Below are 19,283 nucleotides of genomic sequence, written 5' to 3' on the forward strand. Positions count from 1 at the left end.
GGTGACCACCTCGCCCCCGCGGTCCCCGGTGCCCTTCGCCGCGCCGACGCTGCCGACCCCGCTCGCGGAGATCCGTCTCGTCGACCCCGGCGCGGGGTCGTCCGGGGCGGCCGTGGTGCGCCTGTGCCGGACCGGCGACGACGCCGGCCCGCCCGCCGACGCCCCCAGCGGGTGGCTGCCCTCCGCCGGGGCCGTCGCCGCGCTCGCCCCGGAGGACGGCGTGGGCCGTTGGTTGGTCGGCGCCGGAGCCGGTGCGGCGAAGGACTGGCGGGGCGCGGGGGCGGCCGCCGTCCGGGTCGCGTCCGGCCGGTCCGAGCCCGGTGCGCTGCTCGGGGCGGAGGACGGCCCGGCGCGGGTGCACGTGGTCCCCGAGGCCGGGGTGTCCCCCGACTGGCCGTCCGTCGCCACGGGGCTGCTGCTCGGGTCGCACCGGTTCGCGGTCAAGTCGTCGGCGCCGGCCGCGCCACCCCGGGTCACGGTGGAGGTCCCGGAGGAGGAGCGGCCCGCCGTCGAGCGCGCGCTCGTGCTCGCCGGCGCCACCGCCGTCGCCCGCGACCTCGCCGACAGCCCGTCCGGGGCGAAGTCGCCCGCCTGGTTCGCCGACCACGCACTGGATGCCCTGGCCGAGGGCGTCGAGGCGGTGGTGCGCGACGAGCAGTGGCTCGCCGAGCAGGGTTTCGGGGGCGTGCTCGCCGTCGGCGGCGGGTCGTCACGTCCCCCGCGGTTCCTCGAGCTCACCTGGTCACCGGCCGGGGCGACGACGCACGTCGTCCTCGTCGGCAAGGGCATCACGTTCGACACCGGCGGCATCTCGATCAAGCCGAACGCGGGCATGGCCGACATGCGCACGGACTGCTCGGGTGGGGCCGCCGTCGTCGGCGCCCTCGGCGCGGTCGCCGCGCTGGACCTGCCGGTCCGGGTGACCGGGCTGGTGCCGCTCGCGGAGAACCACGTCTCCGGCTCGGCCTACCGGCCCGGCGACGTGGTGCGCCACTACGACGGGCGCACCACCGAGGTGACCAACACCGACGCCGAGGGCCGCATGGTGCTGGCCGACGCGCTGGGCTACGCGGTGGCCACGCTGGCGCCCGACGTCGTCGTGGACGTCGCGACGCTGACCGGCGCCATGAAGGTCGCCCTCGGGGTCCGTACCGGGGGCCTGTTCGCGACGACGGACGACCTCGCCACCGGCCTCGTGGCCGCGGGGGAGTCGACCGGCGAGGCGTGGTGGCGCGTGCCGCTGACCGCGGGCCACGACGCGGACGTCGACTCCCAGCTGGCCGACGTCCGGCAGGCCCCACCGGGGCCGGGCGGCATCGTGGCGGCCCTGTTCCTGCGGCGCTTCGTCGGCGACGTCCCGTGGGCGCACCTCGACATCGCCGGCCCCGCCCGCTGCGACTCCCCGCACGAGGAGGTCGCCAAGGGTGCGACCGGCTTCGCGGCGCGCACGCTCGTCGAGTTCTGCGCCCGCCACGCCTGACCCTCCTGAACGAGCGGCACTCTCGCGCGCCCAGACGGTGCGAGAGTGCCGTTCGTGCAGCGGTGGGCTCCGCCGATCAGCCCAGCAGCGAGGCGCAGAGCAGCCCGTCGGACAGGGGCAGCAGCAGCGGGGCGAGGCGCTCGTCGGTGCGCACCATCCGCACCGTCTCGCGCAGTGCCGCGGAGATGGCGTCCCGGCGGGCGGGGTCGGTGACGCGGCCGGTCCAGCAGACGTTGTCGAGCACGACCACGCCGCCGGGGCGGAGCAGGCGGATCGCCTCGGTGAGGTAGAGCGGGTACTCGACGGTCGCGGCGTCGACGAGCACGAGGTCGTAGGCGGCGTCGGAGAGCCGGGGGAGCACCTCGAGCGCCCGCCCCGTGATCATCCGCACCCGGCCCGACCCGAAGCCCGCCTCAGCGCAGGTGATCCGGGTGAGTCGCTGGTGCGCCACCTCGGTGTCGATGCTGGTCAACAGGCCCTCGCGCGGCATCCCCCGCAGCAGGCTCACGGTGCCGACCCCGGCGCCGGTGCCGATCTCGACGACGGCGCGGGCCCGGCCGGACGAGGCGAGGAAGGTCAGGGCCGCGGCGGCACCGACCCCGACCGGGACGATGCCGTGCTCCAGTGCGCGCTCCCGCGCGGCCGCGAGGACCTCGTCCTCCGCGCTGAAGTGCTCGGCGCGGGCCCGCAGGCGCTCGCGCTCACCGGCGCCCTCGTCGACGTCCTCGACGTCGACCGGACCCGGCGCGACCGGCCCCGTCCCGGCGTCGGGAAGAGGTCCCGCGGGCATCAGCCGCGGCAGGGGCTGCGGGGTGGTGGCGGCCTCGTCCTCGGTCGGGCGCGGACGGCCGGCGAACGACGTGCTCGGCAGGCGTAGCGGGCCGGTGGGCACGCGCGGGTAGACCGGGATGCGCGCGGTGCTGCGACCCGGTCGGTGGGCGCTGCGGCGGGTGGCGTCATCGGAGGTCCGGACCGGCGTCCGACCCGTGGGCGGCGCGGCCGCCGGCGGCGGGACGGGAGGGTGGGGCGTGACCGGATCGGTGCCGACGACCCGGAGCGTGCGCACGCGTCGTGTCCCCTCGAGTCCCCCGTCCTCACCCACGCGGCCCAGGCTAGATCGGGAGACCCGCCCGATCGCCGCGCCGCGCCGCACGCGTCCGGATGGTGCCGCCCGCCGGAGTGACGACGGTCGCGCGGCTCGGCGCCGTTCCTCAGCGCCCTCTCAGACGACGCTCACCCGCGTGTCATGACCGACGGAGAGAGTGAACCCATGACCGAGACGCTCGCCGCGCGCCCCGACCACCTCGAGGGGCACGTTCCGGGCACCGACGAGGCGCAGGCCTGGACGCCGCCGTCCTGGGACGACGTCGTGCGCGAGCACGCCGACCGCGTGTACCGCCTCGCCTACCGGCTGACCGGCGACGCGCACGACGCCGAGGACCTCACCCAGGAGACGTTCATCCGGGTGTTCCGCTCCCTCGCCGCCTACAAGCCGGGCACCTTCGAGGGCTGGCTGCACCGCATCACCACGAACCTCTTCCTCGACATGGTGCGGCGTCGCGGTCGCCTGCGGATGGAGGGTCTCCCGGAGGACACCGACCGGCTCCCCGGCGGTGGCCCGGACCCCGAGCAGGTCTTCTCGGAGGCCCACCTCGACCCCGACCTGCAGGGCGCCCTCGACGAGCTCGCGCCGGAGTTCCGCGCGGCCGTCGTGCTCTGTGACGTGGAAGGTCTCTCGTACGAGGAGATCGCGGCCACCCTGGATGTCAAACTGGGGACCGTGCGCAGTCGAATCCACCGGGGCCGACAGGCCCTCCGCAGTGCGCTGGAGCGTCGTCGTGGTGACGCGGGGCGGACGGGAGCGCTGACGTGATCGGCCGCGCCGGGGGAACGCCCTGGTCGCGCTGGTCCGACTCCGGGCACCTCACGCTGGACGCCGTGGTCGCCTTCGTCGACGGCGAGCTGGGCGAGGCCGCCGCGGGCCGCGCCGCCGCCCACGTCGACCACTGCCCGAGCTGTGCGGGCGAGGTGGGCGCGCAACGTCAGGCCCGCCGTCGGCTCCGCGCCGCCGACTGCCCCGGCGTCCCCTCCTCGTTGCTGACGTCGCTGCGCAACATCCCCGACCACGCCGAGCTGCCCGAGGTCCCCGCCGGGCTCGGGCTGGACGCCGAGGGCCGCTTCGTCGTGCCCGCCGAAGCGCCGCCGGCCCGGCACGGTCGCCGCGGTGGTCGTCGCCCGCGTTCCCGACGACGGGTCCTCCCGGCGGTCGTCGCGTCCGGCCTCGTGGCCGGGGCGGCCGCCGTGGCGGCGCCGGTCCTGGCGGCAGGTGCCCCCGCGGTCCCGGCGCCCGGGCGCGCGCCCGACGCGGCCGCGTCGTTGACGGCGGCCGTGCCCGCCGTGGGGGAGCGCGGCAACGCCGTCGCCGGGGCCGTCGTGCAGGACGCGGTGGCCCGTGCGGCCACCCCGACGAGCGCCACCACGCCTCCCGCAGCACCGGGTGACGCCACCCGGGCGCGCCCGTCGTCCTGACCGGTCCTTCACCGACCGACCCGCAGGATCGGGTGGTGTCGCCCCGGGAGTCGTCCGCGCTCTACCGTGGCAGGACGATGACCACCCACCGCGCGCGCTCGATCACTCCCGGCCCCCGGCCGGCGTCGGCGCCGTCGTCGACGAGAGCGCACCCATGAGCAGCCCCTGGTCGCGGAACGCGACGACGGAGCGCCCCGAGGCGCGCCCGGACCCGGCGCCCGCGGCGCCCGACGACGAGCACGCCGGGCACGACGTGAACGGCAGTGACCTCCACGGGCGCCCGGGGACCGACGGGAACGGCCGGACCAACGGTCACGGCGCCTCGGCCGCTCCCGGGAACGAGCACCGCCAGGCCGACCTCGCCGCCGACTTCGGCCGGCCCGCCGGCGCGGCGGGGTCCTTCGCCGGGCGCCCGCCGGGCGACTCCCGGGACACCCAGACGCCCCCGGCGTCCCGCGAGCCGTCGGTCGCACTGGCGAGCGCCTTCGGGCGTCCCACCGACGTCGCCGAACCGCTGCAGCGTCCCCGCGAGACGCCCGCCGGCCCCACGGACACCCCCGAGTACCTCTGGGCGGGCCGGGAGGCCGAGCGCGACCCGTGGCGCAACCCCGACGCCACCGTCGAGCTGGGCGCCCCGGCCGTCCGCGACGCCGGTCCGGCGCCCGACCGACGGGCCTCCGGCCCCCGGCTGTCGGCCCGCGAGCTGCTCTTCGGCCGCCGGGTCGCCCCGAGCGCCCTGGTGCTGCTCGCCGTGCTGGCCCTGCTGGTCGGGGCCGTCGGCGGGGTCGTCGGCCACCTCACGGCCGAGGGCACGGACACGATCGTCGACCCCGGGGCCACGCTCGCCCAGGTCGACGCCGGGAAGGAACGGCCCGCCGGGTCGGTGGCCGACGTCGCCGGCCGGGTCCTGCCCGCCGTCGTCTCGATCGAGGTCCGGTCCGGCACCACCGGCGGCACCGGGTCGGGCGTCGTCGTCGACCCGCGCGGCGACATCGTCACCAACAACCATGTCGTGTCCCTGGCCGCGACCGACCCGCGCGCCACGCTCGAGGCGGTGTTCGCCTCCGGGGCGCGCGCGCCGGCGCAGATCGTCGGACGCGACCCGCAGACCGACATCGCGGTCATCAAGGTGAACGTGGCCGACCCCGTCGTCGCCCAGCTCGGTCGCTCGGCCGACCTGCGCGTCGGCGACGGCGTCATCGCGATCGGCTCCCCGCTCGGGCTCGCCGGCACGGTCACCACCGGCATCGTCAGCTCCCTGCGCCGGCCCGTGCGGCTCGACGCCGAGACCGCGAACGTGAACCCGGTGATCGACGCGATCCAGACCGACGCCGCGATCAACCCCGGCAACTCCGGCGGGGCGCTCGTCGACTCGACCGGCGCCGTCGTCGGGATCAACACCGCCATCCGCACGCTCGGCGGCAGCGACTCCTCGGGGCAGGGCGGGTCCATCGGCCTCGGGTTCGCGATCCCGATCGACGACGTCCGGGTGATCGCGGAGTCCCTCATCCGCACCGGGTCCTTCGCGCACACCGACCTCGGGGTGAACGCGAAGTCGGTGACCGACGGGGCCTCGGACGGGGCGCAGGTGCTCAACGTCGTCCAGGGCGGCCCCGCGTCCCGCGCCGGGGTGCTGGAGGGTGACGTGATCACCCGCGTGGACGAGCGCCCGATAGCCTCGTCGGACGAGCTGGTCGTCGCGATCCGGGAGCACCGTCCCGGGGACACGGTGACCCTCGGGGTGGTCCGCGGTGGGCGACCCCTGTCGCTGCAGGCGCAGCTGTAGGGCCGGGAGGGCCGGGTGTTCGAGAGCGTCGGGTGGGGCGAGATCCTCGTCCTCGCGCTGATCGGGCTGTTCGTGCTGGGCCCGGAACGGCTGCCCGGGGCGATCCGGTGGGTCGCCGACACCATGCGGACGGTGCGCGAGTACGCGGCGGGCGCCCGCGACCAGCTGCGCAACGAGATCGGCCCGGAGTTCGACGAGTTCCGCAAGCCGCTCGAGGACCTGCGTCAGATCCGCAACATGGACCCGCGGGCCGCGGTGCGCCGGTCCCTGCTCGAGCCGGTGCAGGACGGGACGTGGACGGGCGCCGCGACGCCGGCCGACACCCCACCACCGGCCGTGCACGGCTCCGCCGGGACGAACGGCGCGGCCGGGGTGACCGGCTCGCACGCCTCGAGCTACGGGCTGCCCGCCGCCGGCGCCGGCGGCGTCGTGAAGGGCCAGTCCGACCGCGCGGTCCCGCTCGCGCCGGGCGAGGCGGCGCCGTTCGACCCGGACGCCACCTGACGGCGGTCAGCAGCCGTTGCTCAGCGGGTTGGCGCGCATCTTCCCCCCGGGGTCGAGCCGTCGGAGGATGGCGCCCGTGATCTCGTCCAGGTCGGCGATGTGGTCGGGGCCCACCGCGTCGATGACCAGCCGTCGCACCTCGGCGGCGTGCCCGGGGGCTGCCGCGACCACCTTGTCCCACCCGGCGTCGGTGAGCCGGGCCATCGTCACGCGGCCGTTGTCCTCGCAGGGCTCCCGCGCGACCCAGCCCTGCTTCTCCAGCCGCGACACCACGTGCGAGAGCCGGGAGAGCGACGAGCTGACCATCGAGGCCAGCTCGCTCATCGGCATCGTCCGGCCCGGGGTCTCGGAGAGCATGGCCAGCACCAGGTACGAGAACTGGGTGAGCCCGGCGTCCCGTTGGAGCTGCGCGTCCAGCGCGGCGGGGAGCAGGGTGAACATCGCGGCGGTGCGTCGCCACGCCCGCTGTTCCTCCGCGGTCAACCAGTCGGCCATGGCCCTACGCTACACTTGATGCTTCAACTGTGCACGTGTAGCGTCGGTGCCCGAACCACCGCGCACCAGGAGTCCCGTCATGAGTTCCCCGTTCGACACGGCCGCCCCCGGCGCCGCCTTCGACGCCTTCATCGGCCCGGCCCGGGACACCGCCTCGGGTCGTCGACCGTGGACCCCGGCCGACGGTCCGATGCCGGCGATCTACCTCTCGCACGGCGCACCGCCGCTCTACGACGACGGCGGGTGGATGCGTGACCTCTTCGGCTGGGCGCACCGCATGCCGCAGCCGCGGGCGATCGTCATCGTCTCGGCGCACTGGGAGTCGGCGCCGCTGACGCTGTCGGCCCCGGACGAGGGCACGCCGCTGGTGTACGACTTCGGCGGCTTCGCCCCGCGCTACTACACGATGACCTACGCGACGCCCGACGCGACGGCGCTGTCCGACCGGGTGGCGGGCCTGCTCGGGAACGGGACCGAGGAGGTCCACCGGTCGGCCCGCGGGCTCGACCACGGCGCCTGGGTGCCGCTGTCGGTGATGTACCCGAACGCCGACGTCCCGGTGCTGCAGGTCTCGATGCCCGACGAGGACCCCGAGCGGCTCATGCGCATCGGCGCCCGGCTGCGCGAACTGCGCCACGAGGGTGTGCTCGTCGTGGGGTCCGGGTTCATGACCCACGGCCTGCCCTTCCTCACCCGCGACATGCTGCGCGGCGACGCCGTGCCGGGCTGGACCGACGACTTCGACGCCTGGGTGTCCGACGCCCTCGCCCGCGGGGACGTCGAGGAGCTCCGCCGCTTCCGCGACGCGCCGGGGATGCCCTACGCGCACCCGACGGCCGAGCACTACGTCCCGCTCTTCGTCGCCCTCGGCGCGGCGACCGATCCCGAGGCGCCGGTGCGCACCGAGATCGACGGGATGATGTGGGGCCTCTCCCGGCGCTCCTTCTCGCTCGCCTGATCCTTCCCGACGGCGGGTCGGGGCGCGCCGGTCGGCGCGTCACCCGGCCCGCTCGTCGTCCTCCCGCGGCCGGACGGACGACGCCTCCTCGTCGTGCGGCGCAAGCGCCTGAACTTCGCGATGGTGACGACCCGTACATCCGTGGCCAAACCGTGATAGTGGTGTAACACTCGGACGGTCCGTGACGGTAATGGACATATCGGCATCGATCGGGCGATGCCGATGGAGTGACGAGTCGGTCGGGAGACACCATGCGTCAGGCTGAGGGAGGGCATCGCGCGTCCACGACGCTGCTCGATGCTCCGACCGGTGGCATGAGACGCGCCCGTCCGGGTCACAGCCCGCGGATCACGGTCGCCCAGCTCCTCGCCGCGCAGCTCGAGGACGAAGAGGCACCCACCACGCGGTTCCCCGCGCCGGTGGCGGCCGGCCGCATCCCGGGCGCGCGCGCCGGGTCCGGGCCCCTGCCCGCCGTCACCGCGCAGGCCCTCGAGGCCGCCGCCACCACCACCACCGCCAGCGCCCCGCCCACGCGACGCCACGCCACCCGCCCGACGCCGGGGCCCCGCCGCGCCGACCGGACCGGCCGACCGGCCCGCCACGCGGTCGCCGCGCCCGCCCCGGAAGCGCCCGCGCCGTCGGTCCCGACCTCGGCCGCGCCCGCGCCGTCGGCCCCGATGCCGACCGCGCCCGCCCGCCGGACGCCCTCCCCGGCACCTCGTCCGACGGCCGGTGCGCCCGCACCCACGCCGGCCGCACCCACGCCGGCCGCACCCGCCCGGCGGACGCCGTCCCCGGCTCCGCGCGAGACGGCGACGGCCACCTCCACGCCCCCGGCCCCGCGGCCCACCGCGGCGCCGCGCCCGACCGCGGCCGCCGCCGGAACCCGTCGTCGGGAAGGGCGGACGGCGACGGGCGTGACCAGCCTCGTCGTCCTCGTCCCCGCGCACGACGAGGAGGCAGGCATCGCCGACACCGTCGAGGGCCTGCTGGCGCAGGAGACGCCGGAGTGGCTGGAGATCGCCGGGATCGTCGTGGTGGCCGACAACTGCACCGACCGCACCGTCGAGATCGCCCGCCGCTACCCGGTGACGGTCATCGAGACCGAGGGCAACACCGAGAAGAAGGCGGGCGCCCTCAACGAGGGCTGGCGCCGCGCCGCACGCGACGCGGACCTCGTCCTGACGATGGACGCCGACACCGTGCTGCGCCCCGGGTGCGCCGCCGCGATGGCCGCCGAGCTGCGGGCGGACACGATGCTCGGCGGGGTCTGCGCGCGCTACTGGGCCGCGCCCGGCCGCGGGCTCGCGTGGCGGCTGCAGCGCCTCGAGTACAGCCGCTACGACGACCTGCGGGAGCTGCGGAGCTGGCGGGTCAGCGTCGCGAGCGGGGCGGCCGCGATGTACCGGCGCCAGGCGCTCGACGAGGTTGCGGTCCACCGGAACGCCGGTCCGTGGGACGGCTCGTCGCTCATCGAGGACTACGCCCTCACCCTCGACCTCAAGACCGCGGGCTGGAAGGTCGGCGCCGCCCGCGACGCGCACGTGCTCACCGAGCCGCCGCGGACGTTCCGCGAACTGTGGGTGCAGCGGCTGCGCTGGGGCCGCGGCGGGATGGACGAGTGCCTCAAGCGCGGCTGGATCCCGGCCACCCGGCGCGACATCGCGTCCTACGGGCTGTTCGTGCTCAGTGTGTTCTTCCGCGTCCTGTTCATCACGATGATCGTCCTGATGATCACGCACGCGGTCCCGTTCCGGTACGCGCTGGTCGGGCTCATCCCGCTCGGCGTGATGTGGCTGGAGCGGGTCACCTCGATGTGGCGGTTGCCCGGACGGAGCGTGCAGGACGTCGCGCTCGTGGCCGTGCTCGTCGTCGAGGACCTGTACGGCTTCTTCCTGGAGTTCTGCGCGGTCGTCGCCGCGTGGCGCTGTCTGTTCGCCAGGCGCCAGGCCTGGTAGTCCCCCTCGCTCCCCACCGAGAGGTCCCCGATGTACGGCGAGTCCCTGTACCTGACCAGCGGCGTCACCGGCGGCGCCACCGGCCTCGCGCTGGCCGCGTCCCAGGGGGTCAGCGCGATCGCGATGATCCTCACCGGCGTGACCGTGGCCTTCACGCTCATGCTGCTCGTCCGCATCGCCCGGCGCGGCGCCCGCCGCTTCCACTGAGCGCGTGGCGGGACGACGACGACGGCGGGGGGACGACCCCTCGTCCACCGAGACGACCCTGCTCGGCGCCGCCGCGCTCGCGGCGGCCACCGACCGGTCCCGACGACGGCGGGGCGCGGGCTTCGACACCCGTCGACGTCACACCCTCGTGGTGGTCGGGGTGCTGGTGGTGCTGTTCGGCAGCGGCGTGGCCGGGTTCGCGACCTGGCTCGCCGGCGCCGACGAGGCCACCGCGGAGGCGGCCCCGTCGGCTTCGTCGGTGCAGGAGGTCAGCGTGGTCGGGCCCCGCTACGAGCCCACCGCCGCCGACCGCGCCCGGACCCCGACGCGGATCACGCCCGCGACCCCGCTCGTGGCGCTGACCTTCGACGACGGCCCGACCCCGGAGCTCACCCCGTACGTCCTCGACGTGCTGAAGGCGAAGGGCGCGAAGGCGACGTTCTTCTTCCAGGGCGACCAGGTCGAGAAGCACCCCGGGATCGCGCGCCGTGCGCAGGCGGAGGGCCACGTGATCGCGCTGCACTCCTACGAGCACGTGTACTTCCCCGACCTCGACCAGGCGCGGGCCCGCGACCAGATCGTCCGCGGCGAGGAGGCGCTGACCCGCGAACTCGGCGTGCGCCCGACGATGTGGCGCTACCCGTTCGGCGAGGCCTCCCCGGTGGCCGACGCGGTGCTCGCCGAGCGGCGTCTCGTCGGTGGCGTCGGGTGGGACTGGCTCTCCACCCTCAAGGGTGACTTCGAGTGCCCGGGCGCGGACGCGGTGACCCGGCTCGTGGTGACCGAGGCCCGCGGCGACGCGGTGATCCTGCTCCACGACGGCGGGGACGCCATCTCGTGCGCCGGCGCGCAGTGGGAGTACCTGCCCCGCGCGATCGACGCGGTGCGCGACAAGGGCCTGGAGTTCGGGGTCGTGGTCCCGACGGGTCGGCCGAACGGGTCGGAGGAGACCGCCGTGGTCGCCCCGTGACGCGCGTCCTGGTGCTCGTGGCGGTCCTGGCCCTGGCCGTGGGCTGCGCGTCGGGGTCGTCGAGCGGGCCCGGGGCCGACCCGGCCCCGAGTCCCGCTGCGGCCGCCGTGCCCGCCGACGTGGCGCGGGGCCTCGACGCCCTGATCGCGACGGCGGAGTCCGGCCCCTCGGGCGGGAGCGCGTGGCCGAGCGTGATCCAGGCGCCGCACCGCCAGGTCGACCGGGACGTCGGGGTCGCCGGGATCGCCGCGGGCCTGCTCGCCGTCGCCGAGGGTGCGCCCGAGGGCTCGGTCCGCGACCGCTCCCTCGACACCGTCCGCGACGCCGCCGACTTCCTCGTCGCCGCCCAGCGCGGCGCCGGTCGGTTCCCCGACTACGTCGACCCCGACGGCGTCGCCGGCTACGCGTACTCCTCCTACGACGACGGGGCGGCGGGCGTCGCCGACCTGCTCTGGACGGCGGGGGAGCGCCTCGACGAGCCGCGCTACCGCGACGCGGCCCGGGCGGCCACGGCGTGGCTGGTGGAGCGCGCGGAGGACGTGCCCGGCGCCCCGGCGTGCCCGCAGGTGTGCCGGTGGGCCTGGAGCGACGACGGCCCGCCGTCGTACCGCAACGGCATGGGGGAGGGGCAGGCCGGCATCGTCTACGCGCTGAGCGTGCTGGCCGACCGCACCGGCGACCGGCGCCTCGCCGCGTACGCCGCGGGCGGTGGCGCCTACCTGCTCTCCCAGCAGGGTCCCGACGGCGGGATGCCCGAGCGCGCCGACCAGCCCGCCCGCAACACCGGCTTCCTCTCCGGCGCTGCGGGCGCGGCCTTCACGTTCCTGCGGCTCCACCAGGCCACCGGCGAGCAGCGCTGGCGCGACGGCGCGGAGCGGGCCCTGGACTTCCTCGACCGCACCGCCGTGCCCGCGGCCGGTGGCTCGACGTGGCCGATCTGGGTCGACCCGGAGGGCGCGCCCGGCAACCCGCGGCGCGCGACCGGCATGGAGGAGGGCGCCGCGGGCATCGGCTGGGTGTCGCTGCAGGCCGCGGAGATCCTCGACGACGACGGGCACCGCGCACGGGCGGAGGCGGCCGGACGCTGGTTGCTCGCGGTCGGGCAGACCCGTGACGGCGGCGGCGTCTCGTGGCCCGAGTTCGAGGGCAGCCCGATCAGCCACCTCTCCACCAACTCCGGCGCGGCCGGGACCGGGTGGTACCTCGACACGCTGGGCCGGGTGACGGGGGAGGCGGTCTACCGCGACGCCGCGGTCGACGCGCAGCGCTGGCTCGCCGCCTCGATGCGGCCCGACGGCACGTGGCCGTCCAACGTCACCGACGGTCGGCCGCAACTGCTGGGCGAGCCGTCCTGGCACTGGGGCTCGGCGGGCATCCTCGCGTTCCTCGCCCGGATGTCGGGCGGCCCGGTCGACAGTCCGGGCATGCAGCCGCCGTTGGTGCCCCTGCGCTGAGCTGCCGTCCGCGCCCTGTCCGCGAGGTGTACGTCAGGCAGGTTCCGGGAGCTCGGAGCCTGCCTCATGTCGACCTCGCGGACGCGGCCGGTCGGCGGCCCGCCGCGAGGTGTACGTGGGGCAGGTTCCGACGGCTCCGAACCTGCCTGATGTGCACCTCGCCGCGTCGGTCAACGCCGGGTGACCGCCACGAGGTAGCGCACCGGCCCGTCGTCCGGATTGCGGTAGACGCAGTCGACGGGAGGCCCGAGTTCGAGGCAGTCGCCGGCCTCGAGGCGGTGCACGGTCGTTCCCTCCACGAACTCCAGCACGCCCTCGAGCACCCAGATCCGGTGGCGCAGGAACGTGTAGGTGTCGGCGGCGAACCCGGCCTCCGCACGGGGCGGCATCGTGACCTCGACGAGCTCGAGGTCACCCCCGGCCCGCGGGGAGACCGCCCGCCGCACGTATCCCGACGTCGGGTCGGTCCAGGTCGGCTGCTCGGCCCGCCGGGAGACGCGGCCGTCGCCCTCCGCGCGGGCGACGAGCTGCGAGAGGCTCAGCCCGAGCGCCCCGGACAACCGGCCGAGCAGCGCTGCCGTGGGCTGGGCCTCACCCGCCTCGACCTTGGCGATCATCGCGCGCGAGACCCCGGTGCGGTCGGCGAGCGCGCGGACCGTGAGGTCACGCTCCCATCGCCGTTCGCGGACGACGGCGGCGAGCGAGGTCGTCAGATCCACGGCGGCCACTATAGTGGCCAACCGTGCTGACCATCCGAGACGCAGGAGTGGACGACGCCGCGGCGTGCGCCACGATCTACGCCCCGTACGTCCGGGACACCGTCATCAGCTTCGAGGAGCACCCGCCGTCGCCCGGGACCATGGCCGAGCGCATGGCGGCCGCGCACGAGTGGTTGGTGGGCGAGGACGCCGGCCGGGTCGTGGGGTACGCCTACGCCGGGTCGTTCAACGACCGGCACGCCTACCGCTACACGTGCGGTGTCAGCGTCTACCTCGAGACGGGTCGCCGACGGACCGGTGCCGGCCGCTCGCTGTACGAGGAGCTGTTCGGGAGGCTCCGGGACCGTGGCTACGTCCGGGCCGCGGCCGGCATCACGCTGCCGAACGAGGCGAGCATCGGCCTCCACGCCGCGCTCGGGTTCGCGCCCGTGGGCACGTTCCCGCGCGTGGGGTGGAAGTTCGACGCGTGGCACGACGTCGCGTGGATGCAGCGCGACCTCTGAGCGTGGCGCGCGGCTGACGTCGGGCGTCAGCCGTGTGCCACCGCTGACGTCGGTCGTCAGCCGCGTGCCACCGCTGACGTCCCGGGGCCTAGCGGCCGGCGGGCGAGATGTTCAGCGACATCCCGGCGAGGCCCCGCGCACGCACGGTGAGCCGGTCGGCGACCTTGCGCAGCGCTTCGCCCGCGGCGGACTGCGGCGCGGAGAGCACCAGCGGCACCCCGGCGTCGCCGCCCTCGCGCAGGCGGGTGTCGATCGGGATCTGGCCGAGGAGCGGGACCTCGGAACCGATCGACTTGGTCAGCGAGTCGGCCACGGTCTGCCCGCCGCCGGAGCCGAACAGGTCCATCCGCGACCCGTCGGGCATGTCCATCCAGCTCATGTTCTCCACGACGCCGACCAGACGCTGCCGGGTCTGCAGGGAGATCGCGCCGGCGCGCTCGGCGACCTCGGCGGCCGCCTGCTGCGGCGTGGTGACCACGAGCAGCTCGGCGTTCGGGATCAGCTGCGCCACCGAGATGGCGATGTCGCCGGTGCCGGGCGGGAGGTCGAGGAGCAGGACGTCGAGGTCGCCCCAGAAGACGTCGGCGAGGAACTGCTGCAGCGCGCGGTGCAGCATCGGGCCACGCCACACCACGGGGGTGTTGCCGGGGGTGAACATGCCGATGGAGATGACCTTCACCCCGTGGGCCTGGGGCGGCAGGATCATCTCGTCGACCTTGGTCGGCAGGTCGGTGGTGCCCAGCATCCGGGGCACGGAGTGGCCGTAGATGTCGGCGTCGACGACCCCGACCTTCAGGCCCTTGTCGGCCATCGCAGCTGCGAGGTTGACGGTCACCGAGGACTTGCCGACCCCGCCCTTGCCCGACGCCACGGCGTACACGCGGGTCATCGACCCGGGCTGGGCGAAGGGGATGACCGGCTCGTCGGCGTCGCCCTTGACGGTCTTGCGCAGCTCGCGACGCTGCTCGTCGTTCATGACGTCGAGCTCGACGGCGACGGCGCTGACGCCCGAGACCCCCGAGACCGCGGTGGTGACGCGGTTGGTGATCGTGTCCTTCATCGGGCAGCCGGCGACCGTGAGGTAGACCGCGACCTCGACCTTGCCGTGGTCGAGGACACGGATGTCCTTGACCATGCCCAGCTCGGTGATCGGACGGTGGATCTCGGGGTCCTCGACACCGCCCAGTGCGGTGCGGATCGCCTCGACGGACGGTGCAGCCATACCCCGATGCTACGTGTCGGTACCGACGCTCCCGTTCGACGGACCCGTGTGCTCCAGCACCCTGCCGAGGGCCCGTTCCACGGCCTTGTCCACCGCGCGCTCGAGGGCCCGCTCCAACGTCTTGTCGAGCGACTTGTCGACCGCGCGGGTCAGCGCCTTCTGGGTCTCCCGGTCGACGCCGGACCGCTCGGCGCCGCGCTCGGCGAGCTCGCTGCGCAGGAAGTCACGGGTGACGGTCTCCCCGACGGCGAGACGCACCGCGGCCAGCTCGCGGGAGAGGTACTCGGTGTCGGCGATGGTGCGCTGGGCGCGGGCCCGGTCCTCGTCGAGCGACACCCGGTCCCGGTCGTCCTGCCGGTTCTGCGCCAGCAGGATCAGCGGCGCGGCGTAGGCGGCCTGGGTGGAGAAGGCCAGGTTGAGCAGGATGAACGGGTAGGGGTCCCACTCGCCGATGATCCCGACGAGGTTCAGCGCGATCCAGACGATCACGAACACCGTCTGCCACAGCAGGTAGGTCCCGGTGCCGAGGAAGCGGGCGAGGCGCTCCGCCATCCGCCCGAACGCCTCGGTGTCGAAGTTGAAGCGGAGCCGGCGCTGGGGCCCCGAGGGCTGGTCCAGTCGCCGACGGGCGGAACGCTCAGGCACGGGGGGCTCCCTTGGCGGCGCCGGGGTTCGGGAGGGCGGCCTCCGGGATGCGGAGCCCGCCCGTCGTCGTGGGGTCGGGGTCCTGGGACCGCCAGTCCTCCGGCAGGAGGTGGTCGAGGACGTCGTCGACGGTGACCGCGCCGAGCAGGTGGTCGTTCTCGTCGATCACCGGACCGCAGACGAGGTTGTACGTGGCGAAGTAGCGGGTGACCTCGGTGAGCGAGGCGTCCGGGTCCAGCCGGGTCAGCTCGGCGTCGAGCACGCCCGCGACCAGCTCGAACGGAGCCTCGCGCAGCAGTCGCTGGGCGTGCACGCAGCCGAGGTAGCGCCCGGTGGGGGTGGCCGACGGGGGTCGGCAGACGAACACCATCGACGCGAGGGCCGGGGTGATGTCGGGGTTGCGCACCCGGGCGAGGGCCTCGGCGACGGTCGCGTCCGGGGCCAGCACGATCGGCTCCGGCGTCATCATGCCGCCGGCCGTGTCGGCGGAGTAGGTGAGCAGGCGGCGCACCGACTGCGAGTCCTCGGGCTCCATGAGGCCCAGCAGCTGCTCGGACTCCGGGTCGGGCAGGTCGGCGAGCAGGTCGGCGGCGTCGTCGGGGTCCATCGCCTCGAGCACGTCGGCGGCGCGCTCCGAGGCGAGGTGGCGCAGCAGGTCGCGCTGCTCGTCGTTGGGGAGCTCCTCGAGGACGTCGGCGAGCCGCGCGTCGTCGAGACCGTCGGCCACGTCGAAGCGCCGCCGGGTGGGGAGGTCGAGCAGGGCCCGCGCGACGTCGGCCGGGCGCATGTCCTCGAACGTGGCCAGCAGCTGCTCGGTGCCCTGGCCCTCCTCGGCGAGCGACAGACCGCTGATCGCCGCCCACGGCAGCACCTGCACCGGGCCCCGTCGTCCGAGGACCCCCAGCCGCTCGGTGACCGCCAGCCGCGTGATCAGCCAGTCACGGCTGCGGGCGTGCTCCATGAGCACGTCGGCGACGGTGGCGTCGGTCTGCTTGTCGACGATCCGCACCCCCGCGTCGAGCATCTCCCCGACGACGAGCACCTCGTTCGGGCGCTGCGCGAACGGCCGCAGGTTGACCTGCCCCGTCGTCAGGGTCACCGCCCCGGCGTCGATGGCCGTGATGCGCAGCATCGGGACGAAGATCCGCCGTCGGGACCCCACCCCCACGACCAGACCGAGCACCCGGGGTGGTCGCGGACCGACCGAGACGGCGGACACCGCGTCGCGCACGCGACCGATGTGCTCGCCGTCGGGACCGAGAACGGGCAGACCGACCATCCGGGCGACGAACACCCTGGTCATCGCGGTGGTGGCGGGACGGGTCACGCGCTGAGGTTAGCGGCGTTGCACTCCCGGCTCGCGGCGGAGAGGGTGCTCACCTGAATCGGGACAGCGGTGTCGTCGCATGTCAACATCCCGGTCAACCGTGTGCCTTCACGACGACAGGTGGAGGCCTTCGAGGAGGTCAGTGCGAGTGAGTGTCGAGAACCGTCCGCGTCGGTCGTGTCTCGCGGTCCCGGGGTCGAGCCAGAAGTTCATCGACAAGGCCAGGACCCTGCCGGCGGACCAGATCTTCCTCGACCTGGAGGACGCCTGCGCGCCGCTGGCCAAGCCGGGCGCCCGCAAGACGATCGTCTCGGCGCTGAACGAGGGCGGCTGGGAGGGCAAGACCCGGGTCGTCCGCGTGAACGACTGGACCACCGAGTGGACCTACCGCGACGTGACCGAGGTCGTCGAGGGCGCCGGTGCGAACCTCGACGCGATCATGCTGCCGAAGGTGCAGACCGCGGCGCAGGTGCACGCCCTGGACTTCCTGCTCACGCAGATCGAGAAGACCATGGGCTACGAGGTCGGCCGCATCGGCATCGAGGCGCAGATCGAGAACGCCCTGGGCCTGACCAACGTCAACGCGATCGCCGCCGCGTCCCCGCGCATGGAGACCATCGTCTTCGGCCCGGCCGACTTCATGGCGTCGATCAACATGAAGTCGCTGGTGGTCGGCGAGCAGCCCCCGGGCTACACCGAGGGTGACGCCTACCACTACATCTACATGCAGATCCTCATGGCGGCCCGCGCCTACGACCTGCAGGCCATCGACGGTCCCTACCTGCAGATCCGCGACGTCGACGCCTTCCGTCGGGTCGCACAGCGGTCCGCGGCGCTCGGCTACGACGGCAAGTGGGTGCTGCACCCCGGCCAGATCGACGCGGCGAACGAGGTCTTCTCGCCGAACCAGGACGACTACGACCACGCCGAGAACATCCTCGACGCCTACGAGTACTTCACCTCCGAGGCGGGGGGCAAGAAGGGCTCGGCGATGATCGGCGACGAGATGATCGACGAGGCCTCGCGCAAGATGGCGCTGGTCATCGCGGGCAAGGGTCGCGCCGCCGGGATGACCCGTGGGGAGCGCTGGACCCCGCCGGAGAGCTGAGCGCATACTCGCCGGTAACTAACCTTCGTCAGGAGCACTCAGTCATGGCACGTCTCGCCCAGACCGCCGGCCTCACCGAGGTCCAGGAGGAGATCCTCTCCACCGTCCGCGACTACGTGGACAAGGAGATCATCCCGAAGGCCCAGGAACTCGAGCACGCCGACGAGTACCCGCAGGAGATCGTCGACGGGATGAAGGAGATGGGCCTCTTCGGGCTCATGATCCCGGAGGAGTACGGCGGCCTGGGCGAGTCGCTGGCCACCTACGCGCTGACGGTCGAGCAGATCGCCCGCGGGTGGATGAGTGTCTCGGGTGTCATCAACACCCACTTCATCGTCGCCTACATGCTCATCCACCACGGTACGGAGGAGCAGAAGCAGAAGTACCTGCCGAAGATGGCGACCGGGGAGATCACCGGTTCCTTCTCGATGTCGGAGCCGGAGCTCGGCTCGGACGTCGCGGCCATCAAGACCCGGGCGACCCGCGACGGCGACGACTACATCGTCAACGGCGCGAAGATGTGGCTGACCAACGGCGGGTCCTCGACCCTCACCGCGGTGCTCGTCAAGACCGACGAGGGCGCCGAGAAGCCGTACCAGAACCTGACGACGCTCCTGGTGGAGAAGCCGCGCGGGTTCGGCAAGGTCGCCGAGGGGCTCTCGATCCCCGGCAAGATCGACAAGATGGGCTACAAGGGCGTCGACACCACCGAGATGGTGTTCGACGGCTACCGCATCCCGCAGACCCAGGTGCTCGGAGAGCTGCCGGGCAAGGGCTTCGCGCAGATGATGGACGGCGTCGAGGTCGGTCGCGTGAACGTGGCCGCCCGCGCCTGCGGCATCGCGATCCGCGCCTTCGAGCTCGGCATCGAGTACGCCCAGCAGCGCTCCACCTTCGGCAAGCCGATCGCCCAGCACCAGGCGATCGCGTTCAAGCTCGCCGAGATGGCCACCAAGGTCGAGGCGGCCCACCTCATGATGGTCAACGCGGCCCGCCTGAAGGACCGCGGCGAGCGCAACGACGTCGAGGCCGGCATGGCCAAGATGCTCGCCTCCGAGTACTGCAAGGAGGTCACCGAGGAGTCGTTCCGCATCCACGGCGGCTACGGCTACTCCAAGGAGTACGAGATCGAGCGGCTCATGCGTGAGGCGCCGTTCCTGCTCATCGGTGAGGGCACCTCGGAGATCCAGAAGACGATCATCAGCCGTGGTCTGCTGAAGGACTACAAGCTGCGCTGATCCCCGCCCCTGGGTGGCAGCGAAGCGTCGTTGCTGTCGTCCAGTGGCAGGAACGCCACGTCGTCGCGAGGGAGTCGCCCGGTCGCCCGGGTGGCTCCCTCGAGTCGTCTCCGGAGTGGGCTCTTCGTGTCAGGACGTAGGCGCTGCGCCGTTCGGCCGACCGCGTCAGCGGGCACACAC

18 protein-coding genes and 1 pseudogene are annotated in these 19,283 nt (G+C 74.2%); 13 read left to right on the forward strand and 6 right to left on the reverse strand.

From position 1 onward, the window contains the following. Position 1: 1 nt before the first annotated feature. The gene (locus BJ983_RS27455) at positions 2-1,480 is read left to right on the forward strand and encodes a leucyl aminopeptidase family protein (RefSeq protein WP_179796717.1); all 1,479 of its coding nucleotides are present in this window, start codon (positions 2-4) and stop codon (positions 1,478-1,480) included. 76 nt (positions 1,481-1,556) lie between these two features. Here BJ983_RS27455 and BJ983_RS27460 read toward each other — a convergent pair whose 3' ends face one another. Further along, on the reverse strand, positions 1,557-2,546 hold the full coding sequence (locus tag BJ983_RS27460) for an O-methyltransferase (RefSeq protein WP_343054381.1): 990 nt from the start codon (positions 2,544-2,546) through the stop codon (positions 1,557-1,559). A 204-nt stretch (positions 2,547-2,750) separates the two neighbouring features. Here BJ983_RS27460 and sigE point away from each other — a divergent pair, with 204 nt between their 5' ends. The 4 genes from sigE to tatB all read left to right on the forward strand — a co-directional run bounded on the left by sigE (position 2,751) and on the right by tatB (position 6,299). Continuing rightward, on the forward strand, positions 2,751-3,353 hold the full coding sequence (sigE, locus tag BJ983_RS27465) for an RNA polymerase sigma factor SigE (RefSeq protein ID WP_179796718.1): 603 nt from the start codon (positions 2,751-2,753) through the stop codon (positions 3,351-3,353). Continuing rightward, on the forward strand, positions 3,350-4,009 hold the full coding sequence (locus tag BJ983_RS27470; RefSeq protein ID WP_179796719.1) for a zf-HC2 domain-containing protein: 660 nt from the start codon (positions 3,350-3,352) through the stop codon (positions 4,007-4,009). Before sigE ends, BJ983_RS27470 begins: the two co-directional genes overlap by 4 nt. Positions 4,010-4,163: 154 nt before the next feature. Further along, entirely contained in the window at positions 4,164-5,795 is a 1,632-nt protein-coding gene (locus BJ983_RS27475) for a trypsin-like peptidase domain-containing protein (RefSeq protein WP_179796720.1), read from the forward strand. Between the two features lie 15 nt (positions 5,796-5,810). Continuing rightward, on the forward strand, positions 5,811-6,299 hold the full coding sequence (gene tatB, locus BJ983_RS27480; RefSeq protein ID WP_179796721.1) for a Sec-independent protein translocase protein TatB: 489 nt from the start codon (positions 5,811-5,813) through the stop codon (positions 6,297-6,299). Between the two features lie 6 nt (positions 6,300-6,305). Here tatB and BJ983_RS27485 read toward each other — a convergent pair whose 3' ends face one another. Further along, positions 6,306-6,794: a MarR family winged helix-turn-helix transcriptional regulator gene (locus tag BJ983_RS27485; RefSeq protein WP_179796722.1), complete on the reverse strand. Its 489-nt coding sequence runs from the start codon at positions 6,792-6,794 to the stop codon at positions 6,306-6,308. Between the two features lie 79 nt (positions 6,795-6,873). Here BJ983_RS27485 and BJ983_RS27490 point away from each other — a divergent pair, with 79 nt between their 5' ends. The 5 genes from BJ983_RS27490 to BJ983_RS27510 all read left to right on the forward strand — a co-directional run bounded on the left by BJ983_RS27490 (position 6,874) and on the right by BJ983_RS27510 (position 12,341). Continuing rightward, on the forward strand, positions 6,874-7,752 hold the full coding sequence (locus tag BJ983_RS27490; protein WP_179796723.1) for a dioxygenase family protein: 879 nt from the start codon (positions 6,874-6,876) through the stop codon (positions 7,750-7,752). A 314-nt stretch (positions 7,753-8,066) separates the two neighbouring features. Beyond that, positions 8,067-9,710: a glycosyltransferase family 2 protein gene (locus tag BJ983_RS27495; RefSeq protein ID WP_179796724.1), complete on the forward strand. Its 1,644-nt coding sequence runs from the start codon at positions 8,067-8,069 to the stop codon at positions 9,708-9,710. 30 nt (positions 9,711-9,740) lie between these two features. Continuing rightward, positions 9,741-9,917 (forward strand): hypothetical protein, encoded by a 177-nt coding sequence (locus BJ983_RS27500; protein WP_179796725.1) that lies wholly within the window; start codon positions 9,741-9,743, stop codon positions 9,915-9,917. Between the two features lie 4 nt (positions 9,918-9,921). After that, a complete protein-coding gene (locus BJ983_RS27505) occupies positions 9,922-10,887 on the forward strand; it encodes a polysaccharide deacetylase family protein (RefSeq protein ID WP_179796726.1) in 966 nt (321 codons plus the stop codon). Then, on the forward strand, positions 10,884-12,341 hold the full coding sequence (locus tag BJ983_RS27510) for a lanthionine synthetase LanC family protein (protein ID WP_179796727.1): 1,458 nt from the start codon (positions 10,884-10,886) through the stop codon (positions 12,339-12,341). The genes BJ983_RS27505 and BJ983_RS27510 overlap by 4 nt, the downstream gene beginning before the upstream one ends. A gap of 170 nt (positions 12,342-12,511) precedes the next feature. On the opposite strand, the gene BJ983_RS27515 is transcribed toward BJ983_RS27510, so the two are convergent. Then, a complete protein-coding gene (locus tag BJ983_RS27515; protein ID WP_179796728.1) occupies positions 12,512-13,069 on the reverse strand; it encodes a helix-turn-helix domain-containing protein in 558 nt (185 codons plus the stop codon). 17 nt (positions 13,070-13,086) lie between these two features. On the opposite strand from BJ983_RS27515, the gene BJ983_RS27520 reads away from it, so the two are divergent. Then, positions 13,087-13,563 (forward strand): GNAT family N-acetyltransferase, encoded by a 477-nt coding sequence (locus BJ983_RS27520; RefSeq protein WP_218891647.1) that lies wholly within the window; start codon positions 13,087-13,089, stop codon positions 13,561-13,563. 88 nt (positions 13,564-13,651) lie between these two features. On the opposite strand, the gene BJ983_RS27525 is transcribed toward BJ983_RS27520, so the two are convergent. The 3 genes and pseudogenes from BJ983_RS27525 to BJ983_RS27535 all read right to left on the reverse strand — a co-directional run bounded on the left by BJ983_RS27525 (position 13,652) and on the right by BJ983_RS27535 (position 16,733). Then, positions 13,652-14,785, reverse strand: a complete 1,134-nt coding sequence (locus BJ983_RS27525) for an Mrp/NBP35 family ATP-binding protein (RefSeq protein WP_179796729.1) — start codon at positions 14,783-14,785, stop codon at positions 13,652-13,654. 204 nt (positions 14,786-14,989) lie between these two features. Next, a pseudogene (locus tag BJ983_RS27530) lies at positions 14,990-15,430 on the reverse strand (DUF1003 domain-containing protein); the annotation flags it as partial. Then, a complete protein-coding gene (locus BJ983_RS27535) occupies positions 15,423-16,733 on the reverse strand; it encodes a magnesium transporter MgtE N-terminal domain-containing protein (RefSeq protein WP_179798343.1) in 1,311 nt (436 codons plus the stop codon). The gene BJ983_RS27535 and the pseudogene BJ983_RS27530, both read right to left, overlap by 8 nt. 172 nt (positions 16,734-16,905) lie before the next feature. On the opposite strand from BJ983_RS27535, the gene BJ983_RS27540 reads away from it, so the two are divergent. Together BJ983_RS27540 and BJ983_RS27545 are read left to right on the forward strand one after the other, a co-directional pair. Further along, on the forward strand, positions 16,906-17,865 hold the full coding sequence (locus tag BJ983_RS27540; protein ID WP_179796731.1) for an aldolase/citrate lyase family protein: 960 nt from the start codon (positions 16,906-16,908) through the stop codon (positions 17,863-17,865). A gap of 44 nt (positions 17,866-17,909) precedes the next feature. Continuing rightward, positions 17,910-19,103, forward strand: a complete 1,194-nt coding sequence (locus BJ983_RS27545) for an acyl-CoA dehydrogenase family protein (RefSeq protein WP_179796732.1) — start codon at positions 17,910-17,912, stop codon at positions 19,101-19,103. Positions 19,104-19,283: the final 180 nt, after the last annotated feature.

It is taken from the genome of Actinomycetospora corticicola, from assembly GCF_013409505.1.
In the GTDB taxonomy this organism is placed as follows: domain Bacteria; phylum Actinomycetota; class Actinomycetes; order Mycobacteriales; family Pseudonocardiaceae; genus Actinomycetospora; species Actinomycetospora corticicola.